Genomic DNA, 17,614 nt, shown 5'->3' on the forward strand with positions numbered 1-17,614 from the left:
TTCTTTAAACAATCAATCTTTATTAATAGTGGTAATGTTTACTTTCTTTCAAGTATGGATTACCTTTTACCAGTAGCGGTGCCTTTGTAAGCGCATTGAACACAATGAAAGAGAATAAACCTCCGAACAATAGCATTGCACTAATTTCAGGAATACCTATAAACCAGGATTCTCCAACAGTCGCAGGCATAACCATTACATAAACGTTGATGTAGTGACCACCAAGGATAATGATACCTGTCATAACGACAAACCAGTTCACTCGTTTGTAATCGCTGTTCATCAACAATAATACCGGGAATAGGAAGTTTGTTACTATCATTCCCCAGAAAAGTATAGGATAATCATTCATCCTCTGGATAAAGTAAACCACCTCTTCAGGAATATTTGAATACCATATCAACATAAACTGAGAGAACCAAAGGTAGGTCCAGAAAATACTGATCCCGAACATGAATTTTGCAAGGTCATGAATATGACTGTTATTTACGAATTCAAGGTAACCTCTTGACTTTAGATATATTGATATAATAGCGATCGTAGTGATCCCGGAAACAAACATACTTGCGAATACGAACCATCCGAATAATGTACTAAACCAGTGCGGATCTAAACTCATGATCCAGTCCCATGACATCATAGACTCGGTCACGATAAAGAATACAAGGAATCCTGCAGATAGCTTGAAAGTCTTTTTAAAGATCGAAAGATCTGTTGCATCGTCCATCTTTCTAGAGTTCTTTACAAGTAAATGTCTGAAGATAGCCCACCCAGCAAGGTAGATAGCAGCTCTAATTAAGAAAAACGGTACGTTTAAGTATGCTGTTTTATTCTGAATGATTTCATCATGTGCTACTACTTCAGGATCCATCCATACGAATAGATGGTTTAAGTGTAAACCTGAAAGAACAAGTATTACAAAAACGATAAGCCCACCAGGTAGTAAGTAAGCAGTGATAGCTTCCATCACTCTGAATAATACCGGTGACCAACCTGCCTGTGCAGCGTATTGTACGGCGTAAAAGGCAAGAACTCCTAAAGAGATCATGAAGAAAAAGAATGCTGCCACATAAAGTGCAGCCCATGGCTTATTCTGTAACTGGTGCAGTATATGCTCCATATGCTCAGCCTCATGAGATGCTTCTTCACCGTGACCAGCTTCAGCGTGATCTGCTTCAGCTGAATGATCAATATTATCTTCAGTGTGTTCTATATTCTCAACTTCAGTGTTTCCACCAGGAATCTGCTCTACATTAACTTCGTGAGTTTCATCTGTCGCATGCTCTTCCCCGTGATGTTCAGAAGCCATCATTGCCTCCACATCCTCGATAGTTTCTGGAGCCGCGATAAACCCGTAAACGAGACCTATTGCTCCCACAACCATACAAATGATTGCTGCTAATTTTATTTTACTGGATAGCGTATACATATTGATAGATCTAAATCTTTATTCTTGAGTTTCAGTTTGGTTGTTTTCGGTAGCACCTTCAGCAGCGGTATCGCCAGCATCCTCATAGATATTAGCATCTGCTCTGGAAGGAAGAAGGCTTGTTTGCTCTTCTTCAAATTCTCTTTCAGGTTTACCTTCCAACTTATCTTTTAAGCTCATCACATAGTGATCAATCTGCCAGCGTTCTTCAATAGAAGTCTGAGAAGCATAAGATCCCATGTTATTAATTCCGTAGTACATTACATGATAAACACTACCTTCAGTAATTGCTCTACCCGCATCATCGTAAGATGGTACACCAAGGATCTTTTCTCTTTCTACAAGTATTCCTTTTCCATCTCCTTTATCACCGTGGCAAACAGCACAATAAATAGTGTACAATCCTTTACCTTCTGCTAGGTTATCCTGAGTATATGGAATTGGATTATTAAGATTTGCCTTAGCATTTGCAATTCCTGCTGCAGAATTTTCGTAATCGTACGGCATCCATCCTCTTGGGATAGATCCTTCTACCGGTAACTTTGCCTCCTGAGCATTCTCAAATACCTTGTATTCACCGTAAGTTTCGTAACCTACAGACTCATACATATCTGGCATGTACTGATAGTTTGGATCCTCCTTGTCATTGCAGGAAACAACTGCAAAGCCAAGCAGACAAAATCCTATAGTTTTATGGAACAAACTTCTCATTATCACTATTTATTATCTATTAATCTAATTTCAGATGCACCAGTATCGTAAAGAAACTTGGTAAGATCATCTATGTTATGGTTCGCAGCATCCACTTCCATAAGAAACAGGTCATCTGTAGTTCTTACATCAGGGTTTTCAGCTTTTTTAAATGGCCATAATCTACTTCTCATATAGAAGGTGATTACCATAAGGTGAGCTGCAAAGAATACTGTAAGTTCAAACATGATAGGTACGAATGCCGGCATATTCTGAAGAAAGCTAAAACTTGGTTTTCCTCCAATATCCTGTGGCCAGTCCTCGATCATGATAAAATTCATCATAGCAACTGCTACTGCCAAACCAACCAATCCATAAAGGAATGCGGTGATGGCAAGTCTTGTTGGAGCAAGTCCCATTGCTTTATCAAGTCCGTGAACCGGAAATGGACAATAGATCTCTCCAATATGATAGCGTGCTTCACGAATCTGCTTTACAGCCTGTAAAAGCAGGTCGTCATCTTGGTAAATAGCGTGTAAAACTTTAGATGCCATCCTGATTATTTATTTTTTAGTTTGTTTGCCTGCTCTGTCCATCCAGCTCTGTTAGCCTGGATAGGGAAGTTTTCGATCACTTCATCAAGCAAGACAAAATCCTGTTCTGTCAATTTACTAACCTGGTCGAAAAGGTAAATACCAACCTGATGGAAATGCTGTTGCAATAATGGTCCGACATTTTTAAGTCTGGTAAGATCATCTGCAGACTGTGTTGCAGGATCATAAGTACCAATTCTTCCTAACATCTCATCGATACGGTCTTTCATCACTTCTGAAACTACCATACCATCTGCGTTCACAGTATCCTCATGAGGATGATCTGCTTCTACCGTTTTTTGATGTTCTGTATCTTCAATTTTATGGTGAATTCCATCTTCCTCATTCTGCATAGGATTTCTACCTACTGCCTGAGGATCGTAATGCAAGACATCATCACCATGCTGAGCTCTTAGTTTTTTATACTTTTCTCCGGAAGCCTTCAGAATTGTTTTTACCTCTGCCTGAGCGATCACTGGGAACGAACGAGCATATAGTAAGAACAACACAAAGAAGAATCCAATGGTTCCAATAAAGATCCCGATATCCACAAATGTTGGTGAGAACATCGTCCATGAAGATGGAAGGTAATCACGGTGAAGTGAAGTCACGATAATTACAAAACGTTCGAACCACATCCCGATGTTTACTACGATTGAAATAAAGAAAGAGAACATAATGCTGGTACGTAATTTCTTGAACCACATGAACTGTGGAGAGAACACGTTACAGGTCATCATACTCCAGTATGCCCACCAGTAAGGTCCGGTAGCCCTGTTAAGGAATGCATACTGTTCGTACTCAACACCAGAGTACCATGCGATCACTAACTCAGTAATATATGCAGTACCTACAATAGAACCTGTGATCATGATCACGATGTTCATCAATTCGATATGCTGAATAGTTATATAGTCTTCAAGATTGGAAACCTTTCTCATGATGATAAGTAAGGTGTTCACCATCGCAAATCCAGAGAAGATCGCACCCGCAACGAAGTAAGGAGGGAAAATGGTCGTATGCCATCCCGGAATTACCGATGTTGCAAAGTCAAAAGATACAATTGTGTGTACAGAAAGTACAAGTGGCGTTGCCAATCCGGCAAGTACTAGCGATACCTCTTCGAAACGTTGCCAGTCTTTAGCACGTCCACTCCATCCAAAGGATAGAATTCCGTAGACTTTCTTAGTAAAAGGAGTGATCGCACGGTCACGGATCATTGCAAAATCAGGTAGTAATCCAGTCCACCAGAATACCAGTGATACAGAAAGATACGTAGAGATCGCAAATACATCCCAAAGAAGTGGCGAGTTAAAGTTCACCCATAGTGATCCAAACTGGTTAGGAATTGGAAGTACCCAATATGCCAGCCATGGACGGCCCATGTGAATAAGCGGGAAAAGACCAGCCTGCATTACAGAGAAAATGGTCATTGCCTCTGCAGACCTGTTAATTGCCATTCTCCATTTCTGGCGGAAAAGCAATAGTACAGCAGAGATAAGTGTACCGGCGTGACCAATACCTACCCACCACACGAAGTTGGTAATATCCCAGGCCCAACCTACGGTTTTGTTTAATCCCCAGGTACCAATACCTGTAGAAATTGTGTAAACTATACATCCTACACCCCAAAGAAAGGCAACAAGGGCAATAGAGAAAACTATCCACCAGGATTTGTTAGCCCGTCCTTCAACCGGAGCAGCAACATCTACCGTCACATCGTGATAGCTTTTGTTCCCGGTAACTAGAGGCTTTCGTATAGGTGCTTCGTAATGAGACATATCCTTCTAATTGATTCTTAGTTATTCGTTATTTTAAGCTTCGGTTGTATTTCTAACTTTCGTCTGGTACATCACGTTTGGTTTTGTACCTACATACTCAAGAAGATGATACATCCTGTCGTCATTTTTCTTTTCAAGAACTTTCGAGTCTTTGTTATTCACATCCCCAAAGACCATCGCACCTTTATCACAAGCAGCAGAACAAGCAGTCTGGAATTCTCCATCTTCGATCGTTCTACCTTCTCTCTTCGCATCAAGAATGGTTTTCTGAGTTTTTTGAATACACATAGAACATTTCTCCATTACCCCTCTGGAACGTACAGTAACGTCAGGATTAAGAACCATTCTACCCAGGTCGTTGTTCAGGTGATAATCAAACTCATCATTCTGAGCGTAATTGAACCAGTTGAAACGACGTACTTTATAAGGACAGTTGTTCGCACAGTATCTAGTACCAACACATCTGTTATAAATCATTTGATTCTGACCCTGTCTACCGTGAGAAGTTGCCGCAACAGGACAAACTGTTTCACATGGAGCATGGTTACAATGCTGACACATTACCGGCTGGAATACAACCTGAGGATTATCAGCCGTAGATTCAAGTCTGTCGAAAGTAGACAACGAACCTTCTCCTTCTCTATCCCCAAAGATATAGTCTCCAAAACCAAGACCTGAAGCATCTTCTTTTTCCTCGATATCTTCAGTAAAATTCTCTTCAGAAGAGAAGTAACGGTCAATACGCAACCAGTGCATATCTCTGGACTTTCTTACTTCCTCTTTTCCAACTACAGGAACGTTGTTTTCAGAATGACAGGCGATCACACAAGCACCACATCCGGTACATGCATTCAGGTCGATACTCAAATTGAAGTGAGGACCTGTAGATCTATCGAAACTCTCCCAGATATCAACTTCCGGAGAAGTTACTGGAGTTTCCTGGTGATCTAAAGAAACCTCTGGAACATGGTTCCATACGTGAGCATCTTTAGTATTGAAAATCTCAAGGGTTGTTTCCTTGATAATATCTCCACGACCCATCAATGTATTATGAAGCTGAACACAGGCGAATTCATGAACACCCGGAGCTTTTTCTATTTTTACCTTCTGAACAGATCTAAAGTCATTGTACAATGGATACGCATTCACACCTGTTTGCATCTCTTCCTGAACACCGGCCTTTCTACCGTATCCAAGTGCAAGACCGACAGATCCTTTTGCCTGTCCTGGCATGATATAAACCGGAACATTCTGAACTACTGTGTCACCAACGCTAACATTGACATAGCTACCGTTAAGTCCGCCATTTGCAACATGTTCGTTCATAACTCCCATCGCCTCGGCATCTGCCTTAGACATGGTAATGTAGTTATCCCAACTTGCTCTGGTTAATGGATCTGGCATTTCCTGCAACCATGGGTTGTTCGCCTGCTGTCCATCTCCAATCGCAGTGTTGGTATAAAGACTTAATTCAAAACCTTCACCGTCAAGATCATCAATGCTGTAGGAAATAGCTGATGCACTGCTTCCTGCTGAAGCCGGAAGAGCTACTGGTGAACTAGCTTCAAAGACACCATCATGAAGCACTTCGCTCCAGTTACGATCTCCAAGTCCGCCAGACCAGGTTTCCTGAATATATTCGTAATAAGACTGGTTATTATCTGTCCATTTCAATAACGTATCCTGAAATTGTCTGGTATCAAATAATGGTCTTATTGTTGGCTGCATAAGGCTGAAAGCCTTTTCGCTATACTGAATATCTCCCCAGCTTTCAAGATAGTGCGGAGTTGCAGCAACATATTTACTTAGTTTAGAAGTCTCATCAGTTCTTGTAGTAAAATCAACTACAGTTTTCACTTTTTTAAGACCTTCCACAAATTCTTTAGAATTTGGAAGCGTATGAACCGGATTTAGACCAGCGATCATAAGAGCGCCGATACTTCCGTTATTCATATCCTTTACCAGTTGCGCTACTTCACTAGCATTTCCCTGGCGAGTTACTCGAGCATTCGAAGAATCCATTACTTGACTTCCCAAAGCTTCGTTGATCTCCAACGCCCATCCCTGTGCTTCCTCATCTGGAATTCCACATACAACCACAGCAGCACTTCCTGCTTTTCTAAGCTGTCTTGCCGCTTTCACGACTGCATCATCAAGCTTTTCAGAAAGACCACTGGTAGAACCACCAGCGATATAACCTTTAAGAGCAGCCATAACGGCTTTTTGCTCAGATGGTTTAACAGGAACACGCTTATCTGCATTTGCTCCGGTCAATGACATATTCGATTCAAACTGGATATGACGTGACATTTTACCATTTTCAGGTATTCTGGTTTTTGCAAAAGCAGCATCAAAACCACCACCTTGCCAGTCACCAAGGAAATCTGCACCAACACCAACTACTGTTTCTACTTTAGAGAAATCGTAGTGAGGCAGCGCACGTCTTCCGTATTTAGACTGAAATGCATTCAATGCAGGATCTTCTGAAACAGTATCATACACTACATGGCGTACATTCCCAAATTTCGAAGAAAACTCCTGAATTAGTTTTGCAGTTGAAGGACTAGCAAATGTTTGCGTAAGCAATACCACCTCGCCGTTAGCGTTTTCAAGATCTGAAACAACCTGACGGTCGAATTCTTCCCATGAAACATTTCTTCCTTCAATCATTGGGCGTTTAACCCTTTTAGTATCATACAATGAAAGTACCGAAGCATGAACACGAGCGTTAACTCCGCCCTTGAACTTCGAAAGATCATTATTTTCAATTTTTACAGGACGACCTTCACGTGTCTTAACCAATACACTAGCGAAGTCGAAACCATCAGCAATAGTTGTCGCATAGTAGTTAGCAACACCAGGAACGATCCTGTCTGGCTGAACCACGTAAGGAATAGACTTTACCACCGGGCCTTCACAGGCAGCCAGTGATGCCGCTGCTGTACTGAAACCAACATACTTAAGGAAATCACGTCTTGAAGTTTTTGAATCTGCAAGATTTTCTTTATCCCCAAGAAAGTCCTCAATCGGGATCTCCTCGGCGAATTCCTTTTGCTGGAGCGTCTCAACAACAGAGCTTTTATCTTCCAGCTCTTCAACACTTTTCCAGTATTTCTTGTTTGATGACATATTATATCTAAATATTAGCTTCTTAAATTAAACCTGAACTTCAGGATTTTAGTAGTGACACTTACCACATTCTAAACCACCCATTTGAGCAGCCGTAAGCTCTTCTACACCATATTTCTTAGATAACTCTTCATGAATCTTTTCATAGTACTCGTTACCCTCAATTCTGATATTCGTTTCACGGTGACAGTTAATACACCATCCCATGGTTAGAGGCGCGTTTTGATATACGATCTCCATTTCTTCGATAGGACCATGACATTTCTGACATTCAATTCCAGCTACACTTACGTGCTGCGAGTGATTGAAGTATGCGAAATCTGGCAGGTTATGAATACGAACCCATTTAACTGGTTTCTCTTCTCCAGAATAAGTTCTGGAAGCTGGATCCCAACCGGTCGCATCATATAACTTTGCGATCTCTTTATCGTAAAATTCTTTAGAGTATTCTTCAGTAGCCGTTTCAGGAGACACTTCAGCAATAGCCTTGTGACAGTTCATACAAACATTTAGAGAAGGAATCCCGGAATGTTTAGAAACTCTTGCAGAAGAGTGACAGTACTTACACTCGATCTGATTATCACCTGCGTGAATTCTATGTGAATAGTGAATTGGCTGAATTGGCTGATATCCCTGATCAACACCAATCTGCATTAAAAAACCGTAAGAGAAGTAACCAACAGTAAGCAACACAAAGATTGAGGTTACCACAAGAAGGAATTGATTCTCTACGAAAGACTGGTATAAAGGTTTAGTTTTTGGCTTCTCCGGAATTGCAATTCCAGACGCAGAAGCGAAATTTCTTAATGTTTTGTTTACAAGGAAAAGCACCACAAGAAGAAGCACCAATACAAAAGCAAGAATTCCTAAAATGATATTTACAGAAACACCACCTGAACCTTCACCTCCACCTGACTGAGCTGCACCAGTAGTTGCCGCTGTTGGCTCTGGTTTAGGCTGCTCAACGTAAGCAAGAATATTATCAATATCACTCTCGGTCAATTGAGGAAAAGCCGGCATTGCCGTTTGATTCCATTCATTGTAAACTTCATTAGCTTCAGCATCACCACTGGCGATCAATGCAGCAGAATTCTGGATCCAGTCATAAAGCCATTCCATTTCATGTCTATCTGTCGCACCATTTAAGGCAGGACCAATAGAATTAGAATAAGGTTTGTGACAGGCTGCACACAATGAATTGAATAATTCTTTACCAGCAGCAGCATCTCCAAGAGAGGCAGCAGCTGCTCCAGCACCAGCATCAGCTTCGGTCGCCGGGCCAGACTCAGCCTGAGCTGTACTATCCTGCGCCGTCTGATCCTGCGCATGCGCGAACAGAGAAAATGTAAATAAGAAAGCTACGCTTAAGAGTAGTTGTCGCGAAATTGAATGGCGGAAAATCACCTTTTTCATATTTTAAGTTCGATTAACGTCTAAACTTTGGTACGGTTTTTACACTCAGTATTTTAGGGCTAAATACCTAAAAAGGTACCTTTAAATTCAGGCACAAAAGTAATACTTATAGACGATTCTAGGAATGTTAGATAAGTGTTAATGGGTAATTTATAATAGTTCTAAATAATATTTTACAAGCTGTTTAAGTTATTATATTTTACATTTGTCAAAAGACCACAAGCTATGAAAAAACCTAATATACAGTACTCATTTGCGATTGCAGCTTTTTTCCTTCTTTTTAATCTGAGTTCCAGCGCTCAACAAGCCAGTGTTGAAATTCAACAAAGCAAAAAGATCGATAAACTAATGGAAGTTAAGAAAGAATTGAGTGATAATAATAAAATTGGTGACCGCTTCGTGATACAGTTATTTTATGGTGATAATGGTAAAGCAAACGAGGTAATTCAGAAGTACCGGAATCTTTACGAATACCCATCCAAGATCGCCTATGAAGCTCCAAATTATAAAGTATGGGTAGGTAACTTTAGAAACAGACTGGAAGCAGATAGAGCGCTCCTTACTCTTAAAGAAGACTTTCCTTCAGCTTTTATTCCGAAGCCACAGAGGAAATAAGAATTTGAATATTATACATTAAAAGCGGCTCGATGAGCCGCTTTTTTGTTGAAAGATTTTCGGGAACTGATATGCCCGAACACCATACCAGATCAAGTACGTATAGCTGAAGATTTCTCAATAATCCAGGATTTTAAATAAAGTTACATCGCCCTTATCCCCAACTCTTCCTGAGATGTACTTCTCGGTCAATTCCGGGTTTTCTATAGTCAACTACTCATACTCTTATTCCACAACGAGTGGAGATATATCTATAGTTTTCAAGTTAGAACATGTAAAGCAAACATTGAAAATTCATACTCGAAAAAGCCACAGTCTTAAAATCTTACATGGAAATCAATTAATCCGGGGTCATATTTGTAACTATGAATTACCCAAAGAATCAAGGTTATTAATCTAATTTGATTCCTGCAATCTAATTAGATATTTCACACTTATAGTTATTCCGAATGGGATGTTTTGCTTTCCAGCTAGTCAATGCAGTTTACTGCTGAACTGCACCAATGCGATTGCTGTCTCTAAAAATAGTAGCTGCCCTCAACTCATCAATGGTTAAATCCAAACCTGCAATTTTATGGGTACGCAGAAATCATCAAAACATACTATAATGGGTTTTGCAGGAATTGATTTGAATCTTCAGAAACAAAGACTAATAGGTACTATTAATATCTTATTACACAATCCATATTGGCACGAATCTGAGCTTTTGGTATCAATAATTTCCCACAAATACTGTCGACACCACTAACAAAAAAAAAGCGGCTCATAGAGCCGCTTTTTTTCTTGAGTATCCTACTCAGTTTATTTTGATTTCAAGGTTTTCTTAACCTCTACTTCTCTAAATGCTTCTACTACATCACCTTCTCTAATGTCGTTGTAGTTCTTAACCTGAAGACCACAATCATAACCTTTCTTCACCTCTTTAACGTCATCTTTGAAACGTTTTAATGAAGCTAGTTCTCCAGTGTAAACGACTACGCCGTCTCTAATAAGGCGTATTCCAGCACTTCTGTAGATAGTTCCTGCAGTTACCATACAACCAGCGATCGTACCAACCTTAGAGATCTTAAAGGTCTCTCTAATCTCTGCAGTACCAGTGATCTCCTCTTTAAGTTCCGGTGAAAGCATACCTTCCATCGCATCTTTAAGATCATTGATCGCATCGTAGATGATCGAGTAAGTACGGATATCAATTTCTTCCTTATCAGCCACCATTCTGGCATTACCTGCAGGTCGAACATTAAATCCTATAATTACCGCATCAGATGCTGAAGCTAACAGTACATCACTTTCAGTAATTGCACCAACTCCTTTATGTATAATATTCACTTGAATCTCTTCCGTAGAAAGCTTCTGGAAACTATCTGTAAGCGCTTCTACTGAACCATCCACATCCCCTTTCAGGATTATATTAAGTTCTTTAAAGTCACCAAGTGCGATACGTCTACCAATTTCATCAAGCGTTATGTGACGCTGAGTTCTAACATTCTGCTCACGTTGTAACTGAGTTCTACGTGCTGCGATATCTTTTGCTTCACGCTCATCTTCCATGACTTTGAAAGTATCACCTGCCTGAGGAGCACCATCAAGTCCTAAAATAGACACTGGCGTAGATGGTCCGGCTTCTTTCACCTCGTGACCACGCTCATCATGCATTGCTTTGATTTTACCACTATTTCTACCGGCAAGTACATAATCTCCAATCTTAAGAGTACCAGCCTGAACAAGAATAGTTGCAATATAACCCCGACCTTTATCAAGGAATGCTTCCACCACTGTACCTTTGGCAAGTTTCTTAGGATTAGCCTTCAATTCCAGGATTTCAGCTTCAAGAAGTACTTTTTCAAGTAATTCTTTCACGCCAGCTCCTGTTTTCGCAGAAATATCATGTGACTGAATCTTACCACCCCAGTCTTCTACAAGAAGATCCATCTGGGCAAGTTTCTCTTTTATCTTTTCTGGATTCGCCGTTGGCAAATCAGATTTGTTGATCGCGAAGATGATTGGAACTCCTGCAGCCTGTGCGTGAGAGATCGCTTCTTTTGTTTGAGGCATCACATCATCATCTGCCGCAATCACAATAATCGCGATATCTGTTACCTGTGCACCACGAGCACGCATCGCCGTAAAGGCTTCGTGACCAGGAGTATCCAGGAATGCAATTTTTTGTCCGCCATCAAGCTCAACTCCATATGCACCAATATGCTGCGTGATCCCCCCACTTTCACCGGCAATTACATTCTCTTTACGAACGTAATCCAATAAGGATGTTTTACCATGATCCACGTGACCCATTACAGTTACGATTGGAGCTCTGGTTACAAGATCTTCAGGATTCTCTTCAACTTCTTCAACTGTTTCTTCTACATCTGCAGTGGTGAATTCAACTTCATAGCCAAATTCTTCAGCAACGATAGTTAATGTTTCAGCATCTAGACGCTGATTCATGGTTACCATCATTCCAAGGGACATACATGCTGAGATAATCTTAGTTACCTGAACATCCATCATAGTTGCAACTTCACTTACAGTAACGAATTCTGTTACCTTTAAGATCTTATCATCAGATTCCTGCTGTGCAAGATCATCTGCAGAACGTTGCCTGTGTTCGTCTCTTTTCTGTCTTCTATATTTAGCACCTTTACCTTTAGAAGATTTCCCCTGAAGTTTCTCCAGAGTTTCACGTACTTGTTTCTGTACTTCTTCTTCAGTTGGCTCTTCCTTTGTAATAGGTTTGCTTCTTGCTCTTCCGCCTTTTTTGGCAGCTGCACCACGCGGACTGTTTCCACCACCACCTTTTACATCTTTACTGATGCGACGACGACGTTTCTTACGCTTGTCCTTTTCGTCCTTAGATTCGGTTTTCTTCTCGTCCTTCTTCTTTACAGGTTTCTTGAACTGTGAAAGGTCGATCTTCTTACCGGTGAAGTTAGGTCCGTCGAGCTTCGTGTAGTTGGTCTTGATCGTATCAGAACCTTCTTCTTTCTTCTCTTCGGTAGCTTCTGGAGCATCGGGAGCTTTTTCAGTTTCAGCTTTAGCCTCAGTTTTCACTTCTGGCTTCGCTTCTTCTTTTTTAGCAACCGGAGCTTCCTCCTTCTTAGGAGCAGGAGCTTCTTTTTTCTCAGCAGGTTTTTCCGCAGAAACCTCTTTAGGCTTTTCTGCAGATTTTGCTGGTTGTTCTTTTTCTTCAGTAGTCTTCTCAGCTTCTTTGACAGGTTCAGCTGGAGTTTCTTTTACTTCTTCAGTTTCTTTAGAGGCTTCTTCCGCAGGAGCTTGCTCTCCGGGCTTTTTGTCCAGGTCTATCTTACCAACCGTTTTAGGACCGGCAAGCTTGGCTCGGGAAGAAGAAACTTCTTCTTTCTTCACCTCTTCAGCTTTACGCTTTTCCTCTATTTCCTTGCGAAGTTCCTCCTTCTCCTTCTTTCTCTCTTCTCCTACTTCTTTGGAAGCAACCTTTTTACTCTTATCGGTTTGGAACTCGTCAGAAAGCACCTCGTAGATTTCTCCCGAGATCTTGGTAGTTGGACGTGCATCAATCTCGTAGCCTTTGGAAGTAAGATATTCCACAGCCCTGTCTAACGAGATATTGAACTCACGTAGAACTTTATTTAATCGCGTTGTTTTCGCTTCTGCCATAAATTGCCCTCTAAATTAACCTCTTTTAATGTAATCTATATTAAAAAAATATTATTCTTCAAATTCTGAGCGAAGAACCGACATAACGTCTTTGATGGTTTCTTCCTCAAGGTCTGTACGACGTACAAGATCATCAACATCCTGTTCCAATACAGCCTTTGCAGTATCCAGACCAATTTTTGAAAATTCGGCGATTACCCAATCTTCAATTTCATCTGTAAACTCTTTTAACTCTACATCTTCCTCAACACCTTCTCTGTAAACATCGATCTCATAACCGGTTAATTGCCCGGCCAGTCTAATGTTGTGACCACCTCTACCAATTGCTTTGGAAACTTCTTCCGGCTTCAGCATTACCTCAGCAGTTTTAGCTTCCTCATCCATTTTAATGCTGGTTATCTTCGCAGGGCTCAGGGCTCTTGTGATGAATAACTGCTCATTATTGGTGAAATTGATCACATCAATGTTTTCATTTCCAAGCTCACGAACGATGCTGTGAATACGAGAACCTTTCATTCCCACACAGGCACCTACAGGATCGATCCTATCATCATAAGAATCTACTGCTACTTTCGCTTTTTCACCAGGTACACGAACAACTTTTTTGATAGTAATTAAACCATCGAACACTTCAGGGATTTCCTGCTCGAATAACTTCTCAAGGAAACCTGGTGCGGTTCGGGACATGATGATGGTAGGCTTGTTACCTTTTAACTCCACGCTTTCAATGATCCCACGTACATTTTCTCCTTTTCTGAAGAAATCTGATGGAATCTGGCGGTCTTTAGGAAGCACAATTTCATTGCCCTCGTCATCAAGGAGAATGATTGCTCTGTGCCTTATATGATGAACTTCTGCAGTATAAATCTCTCCTTCAAGATCTTTAAACTGCTTATAAATATTCGTGTTATCATGCTCATGAATCTTCGAGATAAGGTTTTGACGCAATGCCAAAATAGCTCTTCTTCCAAGATCAATAAGCTTCACTTCTTCTGAAACATCTTCACCAACTTCAAAATCGGGTTCGATCCTTCTGGCCTGAGCAAGAGAAATTTCCCTATTGGAATCTTCTACTTCACCATCTGCAACAACGATCCGGTTTCTCCAGATCTCAAGATCTCCTTTATCAGGGTTTACAATAATATCAAAATTATCGTCTTCTCCATACTTTTTCTTCAAAGCATTTCTGAAAACGTCTTCCAGGATCGCCATAAGCGTAACCCTGTCTATAAGCTTATCATCCTTAAATTCTGAGAATGATTCAATCAACGCGATATTTTCCATATCAATTTGTGATTAAAATGTTATTTTAACTTTCGCTTCCACAATCTCATCATAAGACAATGTTGCCTCTTTATCAACTGTGACCTTCCCTTTACCTACCGGCTTGGGCTCCCTGGCTTTCCAGGCTAGCTTGATCTCTTTTTCGTCTGCAGCCAGAAGATCTCCTTCAAACTTATCATTTTCAGTTTTCACTTTCAGCCTGCGACCTATGTTTTTCCTGTATTGCCTTGGTAAGCTCAAAGGTTCAGAAACCCCTGCAGAAGTCACTTCCAGCGAAAAATCTTCCTCTTCTCTGTCGAGATTATGCTCGATCCCGCGACTTACTGTAATACAATCATTTACTGAAACTCCCTCATCACCGTCTATTACGATCTTAATGTGATTAGCGGAGTTCATTTCAAGGCTTATTAAGAATAAATTCTTATTCTCTTCAAAGACCTGCTCTGCTAATTTTTCTACTTTATCCTTCAGCATATGTTTATAAAAAGAGGGGACTTCTGTCCCCTCGCTGTACCAAAATTTTAGTTTCAACGCTGCAAATATAGCAATATTTTTCAAGTATAAAAACGCCAGAGGAAATGAAATATTCTTCGTAAATTTAATAGAGACTTCACCTTCAATCTATTACTTCGAATTATGAAAAATATTCTCGTTCCCACCGATTTTAGCGATCAGGCCGAAAAAGCTCTTAAAGTCGCTGCACAACTGGCCCGAAAATTCGACAGTGAGATCTATTTGCTCCATATGCTGGAGCTACCAATGATGTTGATCGACCCGGTGCACGGCAGTAGCCAGAACGTTCCAGAGGCGTTATTTTTTATGAAGCTAGCGCATCAAAGATTCTCCAAATTAAAGATGTCAGACTATCTTGAAGGAATAAAGGTTCACGAAACCGTTCAGTTCCACAGGGCTTTTGAAGGAATTATTGAAATTAGCCATGAGAAGAATTGCGAAATGATCGTGATGGGTTCACATGGCGCTAGCGGCTACCAGGAAATGTTCATTGGTTCCAATACAGAGAAAGTAGTTCGTAATTCTGAAATTCCTGTATTGGTCATCAAAAATGAAATTCCTGACTTCAGAATTGAAAATTTTGTGTTCGCTACAGATGCTACTTCAGATCAAAAAGACCTGCTTTCCAGGGCCATGAAATTTGCCCAGGCAATCGATACGCAAATGCACCTGTTATTCGTAAACACGCCCAATGACTTTTTAAGCACTGCGGAAGCTACTAAAAGAATGCTGAAATTCACTGAAGAATATCCTGAGCTGGAAACTAATATTCATATATATAATGACATTAGCGTTGAAAAAGGTATTCTAAATTTTGCTCGTAAGCGAGGAGCAGACCTGCTTGGAATTGGAACGCATGGTCGTAAAGGTCTCGCACACTTTTTCAATGGAAGTATTAGCGAAGACCTGGTCAATCATGCTAACAGGCCGGTAGTAACTTTCAGAATTTAAATAAATGCTTTTAAAGCTCCATTCTTGATCATATTCCAGAGATAGTTCCAGAAGGATTTCGTTCTATCCCTGTCCACAGTAATATCTTTATGATTTGCTTTGTTATTTTGCGCTTTATTCTTCACGATAAGGTTCGCCAGTGCAGATACGACTTTGTTCTTCTCTTTTCCATCCTTCTGCAGTACTTCGATCTTAAAATCCTTATACTCCAAGCGCATATCACCCTTAGCTGTGTAAGGTCCACCTGCAAAATTAAAGTACAGATCCTCAATTTCTCCATGTGCCTGTACATTCATGGCTGGTTTCATAAATTCATTGATCTGTTCCGCAGCTATTCTACCAAGTTCCCCGCTTATATTAAAACGATCCTGGGTATCAGCTATATTAAAACTCCAATTCACATCCAGAGATGCAGATTCCATAAAATCTGCCTGGGCCTTGATCCTGGTTTCCGGAAAATCTTCCCTACTCAAATTCACGTTAGAAATCTGACTTATCTGAAGATTCATATTAGAAAAATCCACAGTTCCCGGCTCGCGATCTGCATGAATCTTCTCTTCATACTTGAGATAACCGTTCGTAAGACTTATACTATCAATCTGCAACAACAACGGCATTTCCCGCAACATTTGACTATATAAAGGTTTAATACTATTATCATCCTGCTGTAACTTATCTCTATAAATCACAAAATCGAATTGATCTATATGAGTGAGAGAATTTCCAATTTTCAGACTATCATTCTGTAGACTCCAGGTAAGACCCTGCATCCCAATGCTATCGATCTCAAGATCATACCAATCGGTTTCTTTACTAATATTCTGCTGATGTTCATTTCTGGAGAACTTCGGTTTAAGCTGAAAATCGGTGATCTTGACATCATTATTCCTTATTACAAGATCGCCGACGTATAATTTCTGAAGATCATTCAGATCATAAAACAAGCTATCAATATTCAGAAGGATAAGATCATAATTGAAAGGAACAGATTCTTTCAGAGAGGTTGAATCAATTCGCACCTGCTCCATACTAATATCGCGAAGTTTAGAATAAAGTCTATGAGTTGAACTATCTTTTTCAAAGATCTTCAGGCTTCCGCCGGAAACTCTAACCGACTTGATCCTGATCTTATTTTTAAAACTATTCTGTTTTTTGGAAGAGGACGTATCCTTCTCTTTCTTCGGAAGTTTAAAGATCTTCACTTCAGGATTGGAAATTCTCAAATCACCAATAACAATATTCTTGTCAGTTAAATACTCAAGGATCTCGATATCATTTAATCTGATAGTATCAACTTTCAACATTTTTCCACGAATACTTATGGCAGCATTGATCACTTCCGCAGAACGATCTAAAAGCTTAACATCGACCTTTTCATAAACCGCATTTGCAGAATCCAGATTTTTCTCGATTCCCTTCTTGATCTTACTTTCCAGAATGTTGTTCGCTATCACTAAAACAAGAGCCAGAACACCAATTGCGATCAAAACTCCAGCAGCGATTTTGTTTGATTTCTTCAATTTACCAGGATTTAGGTGAGCCAATTTACTATTCGGCAGGCATGATTCTGGCTGAATTAA

General features: G+C 40.3%; 12 protein-coding genes. 2 read left to right on the forward strand and 10 right to left on the reverse strand.

The window, feature by feature from the left end; translation table 11 throughout:
- Positions 1 to 22: 22 nt before the first annotated feature.
- Genes JM79_RS14140 through JM79_RS14165 form a run of 6 tightly spaced genes read right to left on the reverse strand, consistent with a single transcriptional unit; the run spans position 23 to position 9,035 of the window.
- Positions 23 to 1,429: a quinol:cytochrome C oxidoreductase gene (locus JM79_RS14140; RefSeq protein ID WP_141878772.1), complete on the reverse strand. Its 1,407-nt coding sequence runs from the start codon at positions 1,427 to 1,429 to the stop codon at positions 23 to 25.
- Positions 1,430 to 1,447: 18 nt separating this feature from the next.
- Positions 1,448 to 2,140 carry a cytochrome c gene (locus JM79_RS14145; protein WP_141878773.1) on the reverse strand — a complete coding sequence of 231 codons (693 nt, stop codon included), beginning with the start codon at positions 2,138 to 2,140 and terminating at the stop codon, positions 1,448 to 1,450.
- 5 nt (positions 2,141 to 2,145) lie between these two features.
- Positions 2,146 to 2,673, reverse strand: a complete 528-nt coding sequence (locus tag JM79_RS14150; RefSeq protein ID WP_141878774.1) for a DUF3341 domain-containing protein — start codon at positions 2,671 to 2,673, stop codon at positions 2,146 to 2,148.
- Positions 2,674 to 2,678: 5 nt separating this feature from the next.
- Positions 2,679 to 4,493 (reverse strand): NrfD/PsrC family molybdoenzyme membrane anchor subunit, encoded by a 1,815-nt coding sequence (nrfD, locus tag JM79_RS14155; RefSeq protein ID WP_141878775.1) that lies wholly within the window; start codon positions 4,491 to 4,493, stop codon positions 2,679 to 2,681.
- 33 nt (positions 4,494 to 4,526) lie between these two features.
- The gene (locus tag JM79_RS14160; protein WP_141878776.1) at positions 4,527 to 7,622 is read right to left on the reverse strand and encodes a TAT-variant-translocated molybdopterin oxidoreductase; all 3,096 of its coding nucleotides are present in this window, start codon (positions 7,620 to 7,622) and stop codon (positions 4,527 to 4,529) included.
- Positions 7,623 to 7,670: 48 nt separating this feature from the next.
- Positions 7,671 to 9,035, reverse strand: coding sequence for a c-type cytochrome (locus tag JM79_RS14165; RefSeq protein ID WP_185739505.1), 1,365 nt, complete (start codon positions 9,033 to 9,035; stop codon positions 7,671 to 7,673).
- 225 nt (positions 9,036 to 9,260) lie between these two features.
- Here JM79_RS14165 and JM79_RS14170 point away from each other — a divergent pair, with 225 nt between their 5' ends.
- The gene (locus JM79_RS14170) at positions 9,261 to 9,650 is read left to right on the forward strand and encodes an SPOR domain-containing protein (protein ID WP_141878777.1); all 390 of its coding nucleotides are present in this window, start codon (positions 9,261 to 9,263) and stop codon (positions 9,648 to 9,650) included.
- An 801-nt stretch (positions 9,651 to 10,451) separates the two neighbouring features.
- On the opposite strand, the gene infB is transcribed toward JM79_RS14170, so the two are convergent.
- From infB to rimP, 3 genes are read right to left on the reverse strand one after another with little or no spacing between them, the layout of a single operon-like run.
- Positions 10,452 to 13,286: a translation initiation factor IF-2 gene (gene infB / locus JM79_RS14175; RefSeq protein WP_141878778.1), complete on the reverse strand. Its 2,835-nt coding sequence runs from the start codon at positions 13,284 to 13,286 to the stop codon at positions 10,452 to 10,454.
- A 51-nt stretch (positions 13,287 to 13,337) separates the two neighbouring features.
- Positions 13,338 to 14,570, reverse strand: a complete 1,233-nt coding sequence (gene nusA, locus JM79_RS14180) for a transcription termination factor NusA (RefSeq protein ID WP_141878779.1) — start codon at positions 14,568 to 14,570, stop codon at positions 13,338 to 13,340.
- Positions 14,571 to 14,582: 12 nt separating this feature from the next.
- Positions 14,583 to 15,044 (reverse strand): ribosome assembly cofactor RimP, encoded by a 462-nt coding sequence (gene rimP, locus JM79_RS14185; protein ID WP_141878780.1) that lies wholly within the window; start codon positions 15,042 to 15,044, stop codon positions 14,583 to 14,585.
- A gap of 162 nt (positions 15,045 to 15,206) precedes the next feature.
- Between rimP and JM79_RS14190 the strand changes: the two genes are divergently transcribed.
- Positions 15,207 to 16,034, forward strand: coding sequence for a universal stress protein (locus JM79_RS14190; protein ID WP_141878781.1), 828 nt, complete (start codon positions 15,207 to 15,209; stop codon positions 16,032 to 16,034).
- Here JM79_RS14190 and JM79_RS14195 read toward each other — a convergent pair.
- Positions 16,031 to 17,554 carry a hypothetical protein gene (locus JM79_RS14195; RefSeq protein ID WP_141878782.1) on the reverse strand — a complete coding sequence of 508 codons (1,524 nt, stop codon included), beginning with the start codon at positions 17,552 to 17,554 and terminating at the stop codon, positions 16,031 to 16,033. The genes JM79_RS14190 and JM79_RS14195 overlap by 4 nt on opposite strands.
- Positions 17,555 to 17,614 lie beyond the last annotated feature (60 nt).

Source organism: Gramella sp. Hel_I_59 (assembly GCF_006714895.1).
Lineage (GTDB): Bacteria > Bacteroidota > Bacteroidia > Flavobacteriales > Flavobacteriaceae > Christiangramia.